The 16,271-nt window shown below is 57.2% G+C and carries 14 protein-coding genes and 1 tRNA gene; 9 read left to right on the top strand and 6 right to left on the bottom strand.

The window, feature by feature from the left end; genetic code table 11:
- The first annotated feature begins 190 nt into the window (after positions 1 to 190).
- Positions 191 to 1,381 carry an aminotransferase class I/II-fold pyridoxal phosphate-dependent enzyme gene (locus tag HMPREF2651_RS00125; RefSeq protein WP_049180963.1) on the top strand — a complete coding sequence of 397 codons (1,191 nt, stop codon included), beginning with the start codon at positions 191 to 193 and terminating at the stop codon, positions 1,379 to 1,381.
- Between the two features lie 51 nt (positions 1,382 to 1,432).
- Here HMPREF2651_RS00125 and coaE read toward each other — a convergent pair whose 3' ends face one another.
- The 4 genes from coaE to polA all read right to left on the bottom strand — a co-directional run bounded on the left by coaE (position 1,433) and on the right by polA (position 7,933).
- Entirely contained in the window at positions 1,433 to 2,053 is a 621-nt protein-coding gene (coaE, locus tag HMPREF2651_RS00120) for a dephospho-CoA kinase (protein ID WP_038625675.1), read from the bottom strand.
- Between the two features lie 33 nt (positions 2,054 to 2,086).
- Positions 2,087 to 3,178, bottom strand: coding sequence for a glutathione S-transferase family protein (locus HMPREF2651_RS00115; protein ID WP_246817319.1), 1,092 nt, complete (start codon positions 3,176 to 3,178; stop codon positions 2,087 to 2,089).
- Between the two features lie 377 nt (positions 3,179 to 3,555).
- The gene (gene rpsA, locus HMPREF2651_RS00105; protein ID WP_005510285.1) at positions 3,556 to 5,019 is read right to left on the bottom strand and encodes a 30S ribosomal protein S1; all 1,464 of its coding nucleotides are present in this window, start codon (positions 5,017 to 5,019) and stop codon (positions 3,556 to 3,558) included.
- 283 nt (positions 5,020 to 5,302) lie between these two features.
- Positions 5,303 to 7,933 carry a DNA polymerase I gene (gene polA / locus HMPREF2651_RS00100; protein WP_049180961.1) on the bottom strand — a complete coding sequence of 877 codons (2,631 nt, stop codon included), beginning with the start codon at positions 7,931 to 7,933 and terminating at the stop codon, positions 5,303 to 5,305.
- Positions 7,934 to 8,392: 459 nt separating this feature from the next.
- On the opposite strand from polA, the gene HMPREF2651_RS00095 reads away from it, so the two are divergent.
- The 3 genes from HMPREF2651_RS00095 (at position 8,393) to HMPREF2651_RS00085 (ending at position 10,283) form a co-directional block, all read left to right on the top strand.
- Entirely contained in the window at positions 8,393 to 8,983 is a 591-nt protein-coding gene (locus HMPREF2651_RS00095) for a TetR/AcrR family transcriptional regulator (protein ID WP_049180960.1), read from the top strand.
- Between the two features lie 198 nt (positions 8,984 to 9,181).
- Positions 9,182 to 10,159 carry a DUF368 domain-containing protein gene (locus HMPREF2651_RS00090; RefSeq protein WP_049180959.1) on the top strand — a complete coding sequence of 326 codons (978 nt, stop codon included), beginning with the start codon at positions 9,182 to 9,184 and terminating at the stop codon, positions 10,157 to 10,159.
- A gap of 50 nt (positions 10,160 to 10,209) precedes the next feature.
- Positions 10,210 to 10,283 (top strand) — tRNA-Leu (locus HMPREF2651_RS00085).
- A 283-nt stretch (positions 10,284 to 10,566) separates the two neighbouring features.
- Here HMPREF2651_RS00085 and HMPREF2651_RS00080 read toward each other — a convergent pair.
- A complete protein-coding gene (locus HMPREF2651_RS00080; protein WP_141746471.1) occupies positions 10,567 to 10,758 on the bottom strand; it encodes a hypothetical protein in 192 nt (63 codons plus the stop codon).
- A 670-nt stretch (positions 10,759 to 11,428) separates the two neighbouring features.
- On the opposite strand from HMPREF2651_RS00080, the gene HMPREF2651_RS00075 reads away from it, so the two are divergent.
- Entirely contained in the window at positions 11,429 to 12,250 is an 822-nt protein-coding gene (locus HMPREF2651_RS00075; protein WP_049180957.1) for a hypothetical protein, read from the top strand.
- 159 nt (positions 12,251 to 12,409) lie between these two features.
- A complete protein-coding gene (locus HMPREF2651_RS00070; protein ID WP_049180956.1) occupies positions 12,410 to 13,057 on the top strand; it encodes a hypothetical protein in 648 nt (215 codons plus the stop codon).
- Between the two features lie 132 nt (positions 13,058 to 13,189).
- On the opposite strand, the gene HMPREF2651_RS00065 is transcribed toward HMPREF2651_RS00070, so the two are convergent.
- Entirely contained in the window at positions 13,190 to 13,402 is a 213-nt protein-coding gene (locus HMPREF2651_RS00065) for a helix-turn-helix domain-containing protein (RefSeq protein WP_049180955.1), read from the bottom strand.
- Positions 13,403 to 13,621: 219 nt separating this feature from the next.
- Between HMPREF2651_RS00065 and HMPREF2651_RS00060 the strand changes: the two genes are divergently transcribed.
- The 3 genes from HMPREF2651_RS00060 to HMPREF2651_RS00050 are packed head-to-tail and all read left to right on the top strand — an operon-like array spanning position 13,622 to position 16,135.
- On the top strand, positions 13,622 to 14,527 hold the full coding sequence (locus HMPREF2651_RS00060) for a helix-turn-helix domain-containing protein (RefSeq protein ID WP_049180954.1): 906 nt from the start codon (positions 13,622 to 13,624) through the stop codon (positions 14,525 to 14,527).
- Positions 14,527 to 15,015: a DUF4365 domain-containing protein gene (locus tag HMPREF2651_RS00055; RefSeq protein ID WP_049180953.1), complete on the top strand. Its 489-nt coding sequence runs from the start codon at positions 14,527 to 14,529 to the stop codon at positions 15,013 to 15,015. The genes HMPREF2651_RS00060 and HMPREF2651_RS00055 overlap by 1 nt, the downstream gene beginning before the upstream one ends.
- Positions 15,008 to 16,135, top strand: coding sequence for a hypothetical protein (locus HMPREF2651_RS00050; protein ID WP_049180952.1), 1,128 nt, complete (start codon positions 15,008 to 15,010; stop codon positions 16,133 to 16,135). The genes HMPREF2651_RS00055 and HMPREF2651_RS00050 overlap by 8 nt, the downstream gene beginning before the upstream one ends.
- Positions 16,136 to 16,271: the final 136 nt, after the last annotated feature.

Here is a 16,271-nt window from a genome sequence, read left to right as displayed (position 1 = left end):
GTAAAGACTATTTTTTAAAAGGAAGAGAATGCACAGAATATCTGAAGCTCTTATCTAGAATTGTCGCTTCGATTTGTAGCGCTCAGAGATGGCACGCCAAAGCTGGTGTACACAGCTTCGCGGACTGACGACCATCACATCCTGCAGCTTCATGCTTCGAACTCATGAGATTCCACCTACAGTAGATACCATGACCGTTTCCCGCTTGCGCCCTTTCGGCGAGACCATTTTCGCCACCATGTCCCGCCTCGCCACTGAGTACGATGCAATCAATCTTGGGCAGGGCTTCCCCGATTGGGACGGGCCGGCGGAGGTACTCGCTGAGGCGCAGCATCAGATAGCTGGCGGAAATAACCAGTACGGACCCGGCCGCGGTATGAAGGTGCTCCGCGAGGCCATCGTCGCCGATCGCGCCCGCCGCACGGGACAGGTCTACGATGCCGACGCCGAATGCCTGGTCACCGTCGGCGCCACGGAAGCGATTGCCGCCACCGCCTTGGGGCATCTCGAACCCGGCAGCCACGTCATCGTCATCGAGCCGTACTACGACTCGTACAAAGCCGCCATCGCACTGGCTAACTGCACATATACCGCGGTGCCGCTCATTCCCACGGCCTCGGACACCGAACGCTTCTGGTCGCTCGACCGCAGTGCACTTGCCGATGCCGTCACCGCCGAAACGGCCATGATCATCATCAATTCGCCGCACAATCCCACCGGCACCATCCTCACAAACGAGGACTTGCAGGCTATCGCCGATGTCGCCATCGCAAACAATCTGCTTGTGCTTGCCGACGAAGTCTACGAACGCCTGTACTTCAACGGATTGTCACACTCTTCCATCAGCACTCTGCCGGGCATGCGTGAGCGCACCATTGTCGTGTCCAGCGCCGCAAAGACCTTCAACGTCACCGGCTGGAAGATTGGCTGGACGCTCGCTCCGGCCGAGTTGCTCGATGGCGTGGTCAAGGCCAAGCAGTTCTTGAGCTATGTCGGTGCTACTCCCCTCCAGCCGGCGGTCGCCCGTGGCCTGAAAGAATGTGCTCCATGGGTGGATGAGCTAGCGAGCCAACTCGAGGGCAACATGCGGCTCCTCGCCGATGGGCTGGAGGGCCTTGGCGCCGACGTCTTCACGCCGCAGGCAGGGTATTTTGTCGTCGCCGATGTCTCGAGCTGGGGGCTTGGCGACGCACTGGAGACCTGCACCCGCCTGGTCAAGGAATGCCGAGTCGGAGCTATCCCTGTCACCGCCTTTGTGGATGACCCGGAGTCAGAAAAATACCGCGACCTGGTGCGATTCGCTTTCTGCAAGCGCGCCGAGGTGATTGAGGAGGCGATCGCGCGGCTGCGGGATTATCTTGCCGGTCGGTCTTCCTCCTAGATGGGCTTCCGCTGGTCAGTCTGCTTGCGGAACTGTTTACTGGTCGGACTGCTATTGCCCGGCCTGTAGCTGACGAATCTGGTTCAGCGGCTGAATAATCCGCTCCCAAATCCGGTCGACCTGGCGCACGAGATCCTCCTCGGTACCTGAGTTTTCCAGCACCACATCGGCGAACTGCAAACGCTTATCGTCGCTGATTTGCTTAGCGATGCGCTGCTTCGCATCCTCTCGGTCTACACCGCGGCTTTCCACCAGACGGTCGAGACGGACCTCCACCGGGGTATGCACAACCACGACGAGGTCCTGCACTTCCGACTGCCCCATTTCAATTAGCAGCGGCGAGTCGAACACGATGATGGCGTCACCTGCCGCGTTGAACTGCTCTTCGGTGCGCTGCTCAATACGCGGGTGAGTGATGGAGTTCAGCAGCTCCGTCTTCTCCGCGGATACGAAGGCCCGCTTCGCAAGCTCACCGCGGTTGAGGGAGCCGTCGTCAAGCAAAATGCCCTCGCCGAAAGCTTCGGCGAGTTCGGCCAGCGCCGGTTCGCCGGGTTCGACGACGTCACGAGCAATCTGATCAGCGTCGATGATGGCGGCACCGAGCTCGGCAAACCTACGGGCGACCGTAGATTTTCCACTGCCCATGCCACCGGTTAGTCCTACTTTGAGCATGTCTCTAAGGGTACGTCGACACGCCCCGGCACGTTAGTGCTTTACGACGAGATCCTCGATGCGGTGGCCCTCTTCAACGGGATCCGGGTTGACTGAATCCGGAGCGGTACCGTTACCAAATGGGCTGCCACCAAGGTCTTCACGACCGTGCGGCTGGAGCAGGTCGAAGAGCTCCGGGCCCTTCGGGACAATACCTAAAGGATTGAGGTCGCGATGGACCTCGTAGTAGTGGCGCTTGATGTCGACGAAGTCAGTGGTGTCGCCAAAGCCAGGTGTCTGGAAGAGATCGCGCAGGTAGTTGTATAGAACCGGCATCTCGGAGATCGTGTTCCGGTTGCACTTGAAGTGGCCGTGGTAGACCGCATCGAAGCGGATGAGGGTCGTGTAAAGGCGAATGTCGGCCTCAGTGATGTGGTCGCCCATGAGGTAGCGGCGGGTCTCTAAGCGCTCAGATACCTTGTCTAGGGCGCTGAACAGGCGGTCGTAAGCCTTGTCATAGGACTCCTGCGAACCCGCGAAGCCACAGCAATAGACGCCGTTATTGATTTCGGTATAGATGAACCCCATGAGCTCATCCATTTCCTCACGCATCTCCTCCGGGTAGAGATCCGGGGCGCCGTGGCGATGAAACTCGGTCCACTCGGTAATGAAATCCAAGGTGATCCAGGGGAAGTCGTTGGTCACAACCTCGCCCGATTCAATCTCGACGATGGCCGGGACGGTAATGCCCCGCTGGCAGTCCGGGAAGCGCTTTAGGAATGCCTCCTGCAGGCGCTCGTAGCCGAGTATTTCGTCGCGGCCACCTGGCCCCTTGTCGAATGTCCAGGAGCGGGCATCGTGAACCGGCCCTGGAATTCCGACCGAAATTGCATCTTCCAAGCCGAGCAGCCTGCGAACGATAAGCGTGCGGTGTGCCCACGGGCACGCACGAGCCGCAACAAGACGGTAGCGCCCGGCTTCAACGGGCCACGTCTTAATCCCCTCGCCTACCTCGCGACCGTTCTTAACAATGCGGTCATTGATATAGCGAGTATCGCGGTTAAAGTCTTTGCCCTCCTGGGAGTACACACCGCCGGTGGAATGGGAGGAGTCCTCTATCTGGTTAGCTTCATACTTTGTTGTCATATCATCAACCATATGGGTAGGCAGACAGGCTGTCAACGGCGGCCAGAACAGACAGAGCCACCAAAATCGACAGGGCAACCACGGCCATAAGGGCCACCAAGGCCATTAGGACGGCTTGAGCTTCGCCAGCAGCCGGTTACTGTGCAGCAAGCCACTTCTGGTGAAGCGCAAGCCCGCCTTAGGCAACAGCGGTGCCACCTTCATGGCCCAAAGTCCCAACACCAGGACCAAAAATGCAGCAAGCACCCAAGCCGCCACTAGAAAAAAGGCCGAGCGGGTGCCCGTCGTAAAGCAAAGAAGGCACGAAAAAGCCCCAGCGAGGAAAACCTCGCCGGGGCCATTTCTCAAAGGGACGTATAAGCCCTTAGCGGTCTAGCTTAGTTGCCAGCCAGCTTCTCACGCAGAGCAGCGAGCTGCTCGTCGGAAGCCAGGGTGCCGCCTGCGTTGTCTGCAGCCGGTGCGGCCGGAGCAGCCGGAGCTGCCTCGCCGGACTCGGAGGAGTAGTTCGAAGCGGTCTCTGCAGCCTCGGCAGCTGCAGCGCGGTGACGCTCGATCTGGGCAGCGTGCAGCTGGTGGTGACGCTCCGCCTCTGCGTAGCGAGCCTCCCACTCTGCGCGCTGGGTCTCGAAGCCCTCCATCCACTCGTTGGTCTCCGGGTCGAAGCCCTCCGGGAAGATGTAGTTGCCCTGCTCGTCGTAGGAGTCGCCCATGCCGTACTTGGTCGGGTCGAACTCTTCGGTGAAGTCCTCGTCAGCCTGCTTGAGGGACAGGGAGATACGACGACGCTCGAGGTCGATATCGATGACCTTGACCATGACCTGCTCGTCGACGGAGACGATCTGGTCCGGAACATCGATGTGGCGGGAAGCCAGCTCGGAGATGTGAACCAGACCCTCGATGCCTTCCTCGACGCGGACGAACGCACCGAACGGAACCAGCTTGGTGACCTTGCCCGGTACAATCTGGCCGATTGCGTGAGTGCGGGCAAAGACGCGCCACGGATCTTCCTGAGTAGCCTTCAGGGACAGGGAAACGCGCTCGCGGTTCAGGTCGACCTCGAGAACCTCGACGGTGACCTCGTCGCCAACCTGGACAACCTCGGACGGGTGGTCGATGTGCTTCCAGGACAGCTCGGAAACGTGAACCAGGCCGTCAACACCGCCGAGATCGACGAATGCGCCGAAGTTGACGATGGAGGAAACGACACCCTTGCGGACCTGGCCCTTCTGCAGCTGGTGCAGGAACTCGGAGCGGACCTCAGACTGGGTCTGCTCGAGCCATGCACGGCGGGACAGAACGACGTTGTTGCGGTTCTTGTCGAGCTCGATGATCTTGGCCTCAATCTCCTGGCCGATGTACGGCTGGAGGTCGCGGACACGACGCATCTCGACGAGGGAAGCCGGCAAGAAGCCGCGCAGGCCGATGTCGAGGATCAGGCCGCCCTTGACGACCTCGATGACGGTACCGGTAACCGGCTCGTCGTTCTCCTTGAGCTGCTCGATGGTGCCCCAAGCACGCTCGTACTGAGCGCGCTTCTTGGACAGGATGAGGCGGCCTTCCTTGTCTTCCTTGGTCAGGACCAGCGCGTCGATCTCATCGCCAACTTCGACCACTTCGTCAGGGTCGACATCGTGCTTGATGGACAGTTCGCGGGAAGGAATGACACCTTCAGTCTTGTAGCCGATGTCGAGAAGAACCTCGTCGCGGTCAACCTTAACGACGGTGCCCTCAACGATGTCACCATCGTTGAAGTACTTCATCGTCGAGTCGACAGCGGCCAGGAAATCCTCAGCGGTGCCAATGTCGTTGATGGCAACCTGAGGGACGTTAGAAGTGGACATATAAGATGTGCTCCGAAGCGGATAGAAATCGAAAAACGGACAATTTCGGCCTTGCCCCTCAAAGAAACTCCTGGACAACCGGGCCAAATCCGCTTTCGGCGAATCTCGCCATTGGCAATTAGTTAACCCGATGTCCCCCGGAACTCGAGGCTGCAAAGTCGGCATGCTAATGCATACCTAGCGAACAATACCGATTTGAGCTGCGACATTCAAGTCCGCAACACGCCCTCGGTGAGTCCGCAAAAGGTCCGCCGGCCGCGACCTCCGCCCCGCCTTCGCACCACTAATGCGCAGCAGCATCCCAGTTCACACCAGCACCGATGGAAACATCCAGCGGTACCAGCAATTCAGCCGCCGAGTCCATCTCCCGATGCAACAGCTCCTTGATTGCCGCCTCTTCCCCATCTGCAACTTCCACAACCAGTTCGTCATGAACCTGCAGGAGGACACGCGAGCGCAACCCGCCGCGTCGTAAAGCATCGTCGACCCGGAGCATCGCAATCTTAATAATGTCTGCAGCGGACCCCTGAATCGGCGAGTTCAATGCCGCGCGTTCCGCGTTATCGCGAGCGATGCGGTTGTCGGCGTTGAGCTCCGGCAGGTAGCGGCGCCGATCGAACATCGTGGCCGTAAAGCCGTCCTTGCGCGCCTGCTCAACAACCTTGTGCAGGTAATCGCGCACGCCGCCGAAGCGCTCGAAGTAGTCCTCCATGAGCTTCTTCGCCTCGCGCTGCGGGATATCCAGCTGCTGAGCCAGACCAAAAGCGCTCAGACCGTAAGCCAGACCGTAGCTCATCGCCTTCACACGACGACGCAGCTCGGGCGTGACCTCATCAATGCCGACACCGAAGACCTTCGAGCCGACGTAGTTATGCAGATCCTCGCCCTGTCGGTAGGCCTCAATCAGCCCCGGATCCTGCGACAGGTGCGCCATCACACGCATCTCAATCTGCGAGTAGTCCGCGGTAATCAGCTGCGCATAGCCATCGCCCACCACGAACGCCTCACGAATCCGTCGCCCGAACTCCGTGCGCACCGGAATATTCTGCAGATTCGGCTCCGCCGACGACAGGCGCCCCGTCGCCGCGACCGTCTGATTAAAAGTCGTATGAATACGGCCATCATCGGCGACGGCCTTAATCAACCCCTCGACGGTTGACTTCATCTTCTGCGACTCGCGGAACTTCAGCAGGTAATCCAGGAACGGATGTGGGTTGACCTTCGCCAACCCCTCAATTTCCTTCGCCGCCGTGGAATAGCCAGTCTTCGTCTTCTTCGTCTTGGGCATTCCCAGCTGGTCAAACAGGACTTCTTGCAACTGCTTCGGCGATCCGAGATTCAGCTCAGGCTTATCGACGAGGTTGCGAGCCTCACTCTCCGCCTCATCGGTAGCCGCCTGCGCCTGCTTGCGAAGCTCCTCGAGCGCATCGACATCCACAGCGATACCGACGCGTTCCATCCGGCCAAGCACTGGAGCAAGCGGAACTTCCAGGTCGGCGTACACACTGTAGAGCCCGGCCTCGTCGAGTTCGACCGCCAGTCGTTCAGCCAGGTCGATAACGGCGGCGACATGGGAAGCGTCTTCGGCCGGGCCATCGAGCAGGGTCATCTGACCGTCGGCCTGCGAAAGAGTCTGCCCCAGGTGCCGCTGGACGACGTTGTCCAAGCTGTAACTGCGCTGACTTGGGCGCAGCAGGTACGCGGCCAAGAAAGTGTCGTGGATAACCCCCGCCAGCTCGAAGCCATAGTTCCAGAGCGCATGCATGGCCGATTTACAGTCATGCACCAGCTTCGGGTGGTCGCCTGCGAGCCACTCGCGCAGTGTGTCGGCATCTTCTGCGGATAGCTCGCCGAGGTCGAGAGAAACGGCCTGACTGGAGGTCTTGCCCTTCTCATCAGCGGAGCCAATCATCAAGGTATGCTCCCCGACCTGCAACGCGGCCGGCTCGTGCAGTTCATCGAGCCAGACAGCCAGGGCGCCGTCGTCAAGCGAGACAGCCTCGAGCTTTGTCGCGCTGTCACTGGTGGAGGCGGTGACGCCCGCGCCTTCGATAGAAAGGGTGCGGAAGACGCGCTCGCGGAGGTTATCGCCGAATTCGAGGCGGTCGAAGAAGTCGATGATTCCCTGGGCATCAGCGGGCCGGAGCTCGAGCTCGTTCGGACCGTACGGCAAGGGCAGGTCCTTGACCATTTCGGTGATGTCACGGTTCAGCTGGACATTTGCGACGCGCTCGCGGAAGTTGTCGCCGACTTTGCCGCGGATTTCGTCGACGTGATCGATGAGATTTTCCAGTGTGCCGTACTGAACGATCCACTTGGTCGCGGTCTTCTCGCCGACCCCCGGAATGCCCGGGAGGTTATCGGAGGGGTCGCCGCGGAGTGCCGCGAAGTCCGGGTACTGCGTCGGTGTCAGACCGTACTTCTTCTCAATAGCCTCTGGCGTGAAGCGATGAAGCGTAGTGACGCCACGCATTGGATAGAGCACGGTGGTGGTGTCGTTGACCAACTGGAACGAGTCGCGATCGCCGGTGACAATGAGAGTTTCGAAGCCCTCGGGCTTGGCCTGGGTAGCCAACGTCGCGATGATGTCGTCGGCCTCGTAGTTGTCCTTTTCCAGCGTGACAATGCCCATTTCTTTCAGCACCTGCTGAATAAGTGGCACCTGACCACGGAATTCCTCAGGAGTCTTCTCACGCTGGGCCTTATACTCCGGGAAAATCTCGTTGCGGAAGGTCTCGCGGGCGACGTCGAAGGCGACCGCCACGTGTGTGGGCTTTTCCTCGCTGAGGATATTGGACAGCATGGAAAGGAAGCCGTACACCGCGTTCGTTGTCTGTCCGCCGGTGGTTGAGAAATTATCCACCGGAAGGGCAAAAAACGCGCGGAAGGCCATGGAATGACCGTCGATAAGCATGAGGGTCTTCTTCATGACATCCCAGTGTAGGAAAATATTGAACAGCGTAGGAAAACTGAGATTCGCGCTGGGGACTCGCGGGCTGCGCAGGATGAGCTGTTGGCCGACCAGCTTCGGTGAACAATAATTACGGTAATCAGGCTGTATTTTGAAACGGATTCAGCAGCCCCTTAGTCCACCTGAACAGTGATTCGCAAGAGGGAGCCTCCCGAGCGTCGCTTGGCACTTGGTTTCAGTTTCCGAAATGCTGTAATCCAACTTTAATATTCGCCTTATTTTCCTGGAGTTTTTCCATATTTTCCAACGATTGTTCAACAACATGCATAGAACCTGCCCAAAATGAGGCATCTAGAAATTACCCCCTCTTTGAGGTGGCCGCGAAAACATATCGCCACGTCCTGCGCGTGCGCCTGAAAGCAATTGGCGAAGTTACGCTTTCATGGCTTTAGACTCGTCAGCATGAGTGAGTTCGATTCGACCAATTTCCAACGGAGTGCCCATTCCACCCGCGAGCGCATTATCGCGGCTGCAGCTCGGCACTTCGCGCGCAAGCCTTTGCGAAGCGTGCCACTGAAGGAGATTGCCAGCGATGCGGGCGTTAGCGCGCCGCTCATCATCAAGTACTTCGGCTCCAAAGAAGGCCTCATGGCCGAACTGATTGACTTCAGCCAGTTCAAAGGCACGCTCAGCCGAGCTCCCTTCAATGAACTTGGCCAGCGGATGGCCAGCGCTATTTTGACTGGTCAAGGAATGGCCGGACAGTCCATGATTCCGCTGATCGTCGGATCCCTTGACTCCGAGGAAACTGCAAAAGTCATCGCCGAACGGTTCAATGAAGCTATCGCCGACGACCTGATTCACCGCGTCGAAGAAGACGGCCCAGAGGACATCAGCCACGAAACTGCTGTGTACCGCAGCCAGATGGTTATTTCCCTCTGCGTCGGATACCTAGTTCTTTCCGACACCGGTTTGATCGACGAGACCAACGCGCCGAAAATCTCGGTGGAGGCCCTAGGTAGCTGCCTGCAGCAGATTATCGAGCACGGCTAGGGTCCGAGCACGGCTCAACAGCTCAGGAAGCAGCTCCACCACCCACCGCATACCGCCTACTCCTGCGTGACTCACTGAATTAGCAGCGCCTCCCCAGGCGCTGCTTTTTTGTTTTGTGTTCTTAATCGCACCCCGAAGCTGTTAATACACACACGGAAATACGCTTCTTCTCAGGTGGAAGACATACAATGGCCTGCGATGTCTACTGAAAATATGAGCGCTCCTGGTGCAGAGTCGACTACGCTGCCGACCACGAGCCCCTACTCTGAAATCCCGAAGCCGACCCCGCTGGTTGTCATCGCTAACGCAGTTCGTGGTGGCCTCATTGGTCTCGCCGAGACGATTCCGGGTGTCTCCGGAGGTACGCTTGCGCTGATTACGGGCATCTACGGACGCCTGATTGAATCGGCAAAGCGCATCACCGACCTGCCGCGGGCGATCTCCAAGGGCACCTTCAAAGAGGACCTACGCAGGATTGACTGGTGGCTGCTCATCCCGGTGGCTATCGGCATGGTTGCCATAGTTTTCTCCATGGCTGGCATCATGGAGGACTTCGTCACCAATCAGCCGGTCGCTTCCCGAGCACTGTTCATGGGCATGATTGCCGCCTCAATCACCATGCCGCTGAACGAGCTGCAGCCGGGTGCCCTGCGTCAGCCGGGCATGCGAGGCAAGGCCATCGCTGTCTTCCTGTTTTTCAGCATCGCCCTGTTTGCGCTGACTTCCCTCCCCCAGGCCGCACCGACGCAGCCGCCTCTCTGGCTCGTGCTCATCGCCGCTTCGATTGCCGTGTGTGCGCTGGTCCTGCCAGGCGTTTCCGGTTCCTTCTTCCTGCTGGTCATCGGCCTCTACGCACCGACCATGGGCGCGATTCACGACCGCAACTTCGCCTACATCGGCACGTTCTTCGTCGGCGCGCTGATTGGCATCGTGCTGTTCATCCGCTTCCTCGAATGGCTGCTGAGTACACACCAGGCGCTCACGTTGGTCGCCATGTCCGGCCTGATGCTCGGTTCGCTGCGCGCTCTCTGGCCATGGCAGACCGAAAACAACGAGCTCCAGGGCATCGGCTCCGACTGGGGACTCGCCCTCGGACTGTTCATTCTCGGCGCCGCAATCGTCAGCGTCGTCGCTTATGCGCAGCGCCGTTTTTCTAATTCGGGGTCGATGGACTAGACTAGTCAAAGTTGCTTCGATAGAGCATTTTCGCTTATCGACGGCTTTGCGCCCCTGTAGCCCAATTGGCAGAGGCAACGGATTCAAAACCCGTCCAGTGTGAGTTCGAGTCTCACCGGGGGCACGATTTTAAAACCCGCTTTCACCTGACTTTTAGCCTGGTGGGGGCGGGTTTTTGCTTGGGTTAGTATTCACTATCTTTCACTCTTTTTCACACACTTTTACGGGTATTTTGCACCAAAAATGCACCACGTATTGCCTGCTGAGTCCTGCGGTTTTGCAATCATGGGCAGCTCGAACCTGTTTACGATTCCCTCTTGTCAGACTCGAGGCATGAAAAAGTGCCCCGCCGGCGAACCGTTCGGGAATACCGAACAGCTCCACCCAGCGGGGCAAAGATGCTTGATTTATTCCTCGGTCGGTGGATTCCGGGCATTCGGAAGTGCATGTGAATCCCCCACAAGCCCAGTCAGCCTCGCCAAGTCCGGCTCCGGAGCAGCACCCTCCGCACCACAACGCGCCCAGTCAATGAACTCACGCAAACAATCGATCGCGTCCGTGAGACCACGGCGAAGAAGATGCGTCCGGTCTTCCTCCACACGGAGCATCGCTTCCGTGGCCGGCGAGGACCCACGTACTGCATGCGACCTGCGTTTAAGAGCGCGTAGATATAGTTCACGTGTACTCGGAAATGCGTGGCGACTTCCTTGGGCGTCCACATCACTTGGTCTTGCGTTGGCATGGTGACCTCGTTCCTTGCGGTATGCTTCATGGCAGTGTTCCTTTCAACACTTTCGGCCTGTCCCTGGTGCTAGCGGGGGCGGGCCCTTCTATTTGGTTTGTGAGGCGCGCAGCCAAACCGCCGTGCGAAAGGTCCACGGCATTGTGGCTGGCTTGCGGCGACCGATTCTCATATCGCCTACGCGCCAGTGCCCGGCAGAGGAATCGAACCTCTGAGTAACCATTCGGGCTGTATTTATTTATCTGCCTTTATGCTGGTGTCCGACCAAGGGGCCGCTCTGGTTCCCCATGGATGTGTAGGAGGAGCAATGCACCTATCTGCGAGCTCCAATACCTCGGCAACGGTGCCGACTGCCCGATAAGGAATCGACACTGATGCATCGTCGTCCGCATTCGTGATTGTGATTCCGCTTTCGCTAGCGTCGATTCTCATGCGTCCGATTACTGCTTTTATTTCCATGTGTGGCCCCCTTTACTGCCCTGTTTTGTTGCCGCTGTTGGATTAGTGTCAGCCGCTACGATTTGCCCATGAGTGAAAACGAATTCAGGCGCCTCGTCGCTCGAGTAGAGCGAGCGACTTCGCACCGCCACGAGCTGTGGAGTCTTGGTGCCGAACATCTGAAGGCGAACCCGATTGAGCGCCGGGTTGTAAGCGACGGCGATATCCGTTCCTTTCGCCTCCATGCGACCGCACCTGTGCCAACCGAGCTGTCCCTCATCTTCGGAGAGTGGCTGTACCAACTTCGTGCCGCCCTCGACGGGCTGATGTACGAAATCGTTGTCGGTGAAACCAAGTTGGACCCTCCGCCAAATGCCGGCCGGATTTCCTACCCGTTGTGCAGATCTGCCGACGTTTTCGCCTCGTGCAATACCTATGGGGTTTCCGATAGGATTCGCCGAACTATTGAACGCACGCAGCCCTATCACGCCACCGAAGGATTCAGCGGAAGTGCGCCGTGGTGGATTCATGAGCTCGCTCGAATTGACCGCCATCGACGTGGGCATTCCCTCGTGTGGCGCATCATCGACCTGCAGGTCAATTCCAACAGCCCAGCCATCGACACCTCGCGCTGTGGTGTATGCAATCAGTTCGAGGCTTTCATCCGGGGTGATGAGGAGTTGGAAGCCGCATGGATCGCGCTCCGCCACAGCATCGAACTCAACTCGAATGACGGAGTAGACATCACTTGGCGTCTCCAATTCGATGTAGCCGACTGGGTCCAACGAATTCCCCGCAGCTACGGCGATTGGAGCCTCGATGACCGAATGGCCAACGCAGAAATGTATCTCAGTAAGACCATCGAGATCTTCGAGCAACTCTTCATCATTGATGACGAGATACTGGCTTAAGCCACTGTCATGGAGCCTGGTCAACATTCGTTGACGCAATTCACCCCTAGCGTTGGCTAAATCCATGTACTTCACCGCTACTTCCTCCTTTCGTTTGCTGGCTGCTGTTTGACTGGCATTTTTCGCCACCCCTGTATTCGGTTCCATAGATTTATTGGTATGGATTGGCTGTCAGTCGGAATCGATATCCTCGGAGTACCCATCGGTGTCGCTGGTCTCGTGTACGCGCATATCGCTAATTGCAAGGCGAAGAAGTCCAACAGCATCGCTAAGCGGGCACTTCAAGAAGCCGCCGAATCGAATCGCATCGCAATACAGGCAAACAAACTGGCTGAGGATGCGAACTCGGTCAGTGAAAGAGCGCTCCGAGTCTCTAGCGAGGACTTCGAGTACAACTGGGGATTCCGGATCGAAAACGATGGGGTTATCTGCATCTCCAGCGAAAGCTCCCACGATGCTGTTGACTTCACCTTGTTTGTTGAGGTTCAACACGCGGGCAAATCCATAGCTCCCGCTGATGCCCACTATCGGCACGTTGATAACGTGTCCTACGGTGCGCAACTGTTCTTCAAGATTGAGAGCATTTACCCTCAGTTGATTCCCAAGGCGCGAGCCCAGAAGCGCCACATCGTCGCAATGTTCGGAGACAGCGTCGTATACAACGGCCGCAATCCCATCACTTTTGACGTCATTGCTGTCATGTCGTGGAAAACACCCGGTGGTGGCGAGCGCGGTGGCATTATTAAGCGCCGCCTGCGCTGTCGCGAGGACAAGCTCGGAGCCATTATCTTTTCTCAGGTTTCCTAGATCGTCCACTCTCGTCCTCCCTCCTTTCGTTTGTCGACGGTTGTTGCCCGGCACCTTCCCCAGTGCCCGGCGCGGTTTGTGTTGCTGGCTAGGCGGCTGTTTTGCCCTGATCAGTTTCCATGTAATCAGCCCTCATGATTGCGATGGAGGAACATCAAGCGCATCTGCAAGCTTTGGAAGTAGCTCCGGTCGAATGTCCCTATGGCCTAGTTCGATATTTGCAAGCGTTGGGCGAGCAATACCGACTTTGTTTGCGAGTTGCTGCGGACTCGCTCCGCGTGCCTCACGGAGTGCACGAATCGTCGCACCACGACGGCGCATTTCACGCTTCTTTTCCGGCGTCATAACTTTTCACCTCGTTTCGCCCTTCACGCCACAACACTAGCGCAACAATACGAAACACCTGCAAGAAGAATATGCGAAACATGGCGAAATGTACGTAAACATGCAGGTCAAGTGAAACGCACAAAGCCGTAATTTCAATCTTGGTTTTCGCATATTTAGGTCGTTTTTCGCATATCTGTGCACTTGTTGTTTCGTAGTGTTTCCTGCCACACTGAAAGCATGAAAAACGGCGAACGGACAGCAGCGCTAATTCAGGAGCGCCGAGGACATCTTGGGCTTAGCCAAAAGCGCCTCGCTGAACTCGCAGGGGTATCAGCACGGTCTATTCAGAATCTTGAATCCGGCAAGAATTGGCCTTTAGCTAAGAATCGGCCTGCGATTGAACGCGCTCTGCAATGGGAGCCAGGAAGCCTCGACGCAATCCGCAAAGGCGGCGAGCCAACGGAGTTACAACAGCCATCTGAGACGCCACCCGTCGTTAAGCAACCGCTACCCCAGCCCAGCGCGGGTGGTGGTGTTGATGATTTGGGTGAGTTGCGTGAGTCGATTCGTCATTTGGATTCGTTGCCGGTGTATGCGCAGCGGGTGGTTTTAGATCAGGCGGTTGATGAGTTGCCGCGGGCGGTTGCTGCGTTGGATAGCGGGCGTCGCGGTCGGCTGGTGCGGTTTGCGTTCGGGTTGTGGGATGAGATGGGAGATGTGGAGTCTTCTGCTCTGCGGTTGGCGGTGACGCTCGGAGACGGTACGCGCGTGTGGGAATTCTGTGGTGATGGGCGCTGGGTGATGATTCGAAGCCTGTATGCAGAGCCGGGGCATGCTCCGTTTCCCGACAGGGTTGGCGGGCCAATGCCTAGCACGATGATTGAAGAGCGCTTTGGCGCTTTGGATGAGATGCCCACTTCGGTCGTGGAGCACATCGAGCGGGAATGTGTCGGCCGGCGGGTGGATGCTGCCGAGATGGTGGATATGTTTCTCAGCAGCGGGGCGCTATCGAATCAACGAGACGATACAGGACAGTCACCAGATGCGGATGCCGCAGGCGAGGCGGGCGATTCGGCGGCGTCACCTGACGCTGATTCCGGGTATGGGATAAGCGGGTCAAGTCCCAGCATCAGGGGCGCGTGATGGTTGATGCAAGTTTCACTCGCCTAAACAGCAATCTCAGAAAGAGTCGCTTGAGCGCGAGCTTTTTCCGAGCAATTTGCGCCGATGCCGGTTATCCATGCACAGAGACCTCAATCGACGAGGATATAGGCGGAGTCGATGCAACCATCGACCTTGTCGAGGCTCCTCTGCGCGTGCAGTTGAAAGCAACTTGTGCAATCCAGCCGACCGATAAAGGGCTAAGATTTCAAATAAAACCAGAGTGGGTCGAGAAGTGGAATCGGTCCGCACTCCCTGTCTATCTGATCGTTCTAGTGCTCGATTCAGTTGACAGCTGGGTAGAGCATCAGGCACAACAGACAGTTTTAAAAGGGAAAGCCTACTGGTATAACGTCTCAAATCTCGCAGACGGAACCAGAAGTCTTCTGATTCCAAACACGAATCGGATTCACGAGGACACTCTAAGGCAATGGGCAATCAAGGAATTGGAAGGAGGATACGGTGGATAACGACCCACTCGTCACGACCATCCATTCGCTGCTCACGCAGCACGGTTGGACAGCGGCGTCACAAGGTTCCGTGGGAGAGCTTTGGGCACCTAATGGCGATCTTGAAGAACCAACCCGTGTCGGGATTCCTTTTCAGCTCAGCGATGATCCCGTTGCGTATGAAGGCGTAATCAAACGCATCGCATCGGCTCTAAACTCCGATTACCGCACCATTGATGCCCAGATTCAACACTGGAACGTCGATATCACTCGTATACGTTCCCAATACATTGAATTAGACCCCGAGATTACGTTCGGCGCACCGCTGTCAGTAGTTAGCACACTTCTGTCAGGCACACGGAAAATCTTCCAGTCAGCAGCTTTCACCTCACGGAAAAGGCGAGCCCACATTGGCAGCAACCTCGATAAGGCGAGCCGACAGAGATTCGAACACATCAGAGCTGGTTACACCGAACGCGGCTCCTACATTCTCCCCGTGTACGTACCTGTCACAGAACCAATGGCACCTGAAGAAGGAATCTCAGTCCCTTCTCCCGAGCGTTCCATCACCCGAACGGTTGCACAATCGATTGACTTAGTCGACAAGCTCATCATCCAACCTGAGAAAGTACCGACTCAAAGTGAAGTGCGCGAGCTCATCAAAGCTGGAGTTTCAAAGGAACTCCTCTCCGGTATTGAAGAGCTAGTCCATGGAACTCAGTCTGGCGATTCAGAAACAACCTTCGAATGGGCGCCTTCACACGCAGAGGTAGAACCCGTTAAGGGGTTGCCTGAAAGAATCGTAGTTCCACGCGAAGCACACGAACTCCTTTCAAAAGCATCCGAACGTTTCGTTACTGAATGCCCTTCTTCCGAATTCATCAAGGGCACCATTAGAGCGCTAGCACGAGACGATGATGGCAGAAGCACGATTACGCTTAAAACGAAGCGCAACGGCCGAGATGCACATGTTGATGTGAAAATAGGGTCCATAGCAGACGCATACTTCGATGAGCTGTTGAAATGGTTCAGAGATGGAACAACGTTATCTTGCGAAGGCGTAATACAACGAATCTCTGGAACCTTGACGATGGAGGCATCAACTGGCGTTTACGCCGCCCCCAAAATCGACTACTCCTAACAGCCTATGGCACGGAGTTGATAGCAGCGACGAAGATTGGGCTGAACAACGTGGCGATGAACAGAGAGGAACGTAGGTATGGGTGACTACTTTGCCGATACACCACATATGTCTACCTGCCTGCTGCTAGCCAAGA

This window comes from Corynebacterium sp. HMSC063A05 (assembly GCF_001809695.1).
Classification (GTDB): domain Bacteria; phylum Actinomycetota; class Actinomycetes; order Mycobacteriales; family Mycobacteriaceae; genus Corynebacterium; species Corynebacterium amycolatum.
The sequence above is the reverse complement of the archived record's forward strand: the minus strand, read 5'-3'. Positions and strand labels throughout refer to the sequence as shown.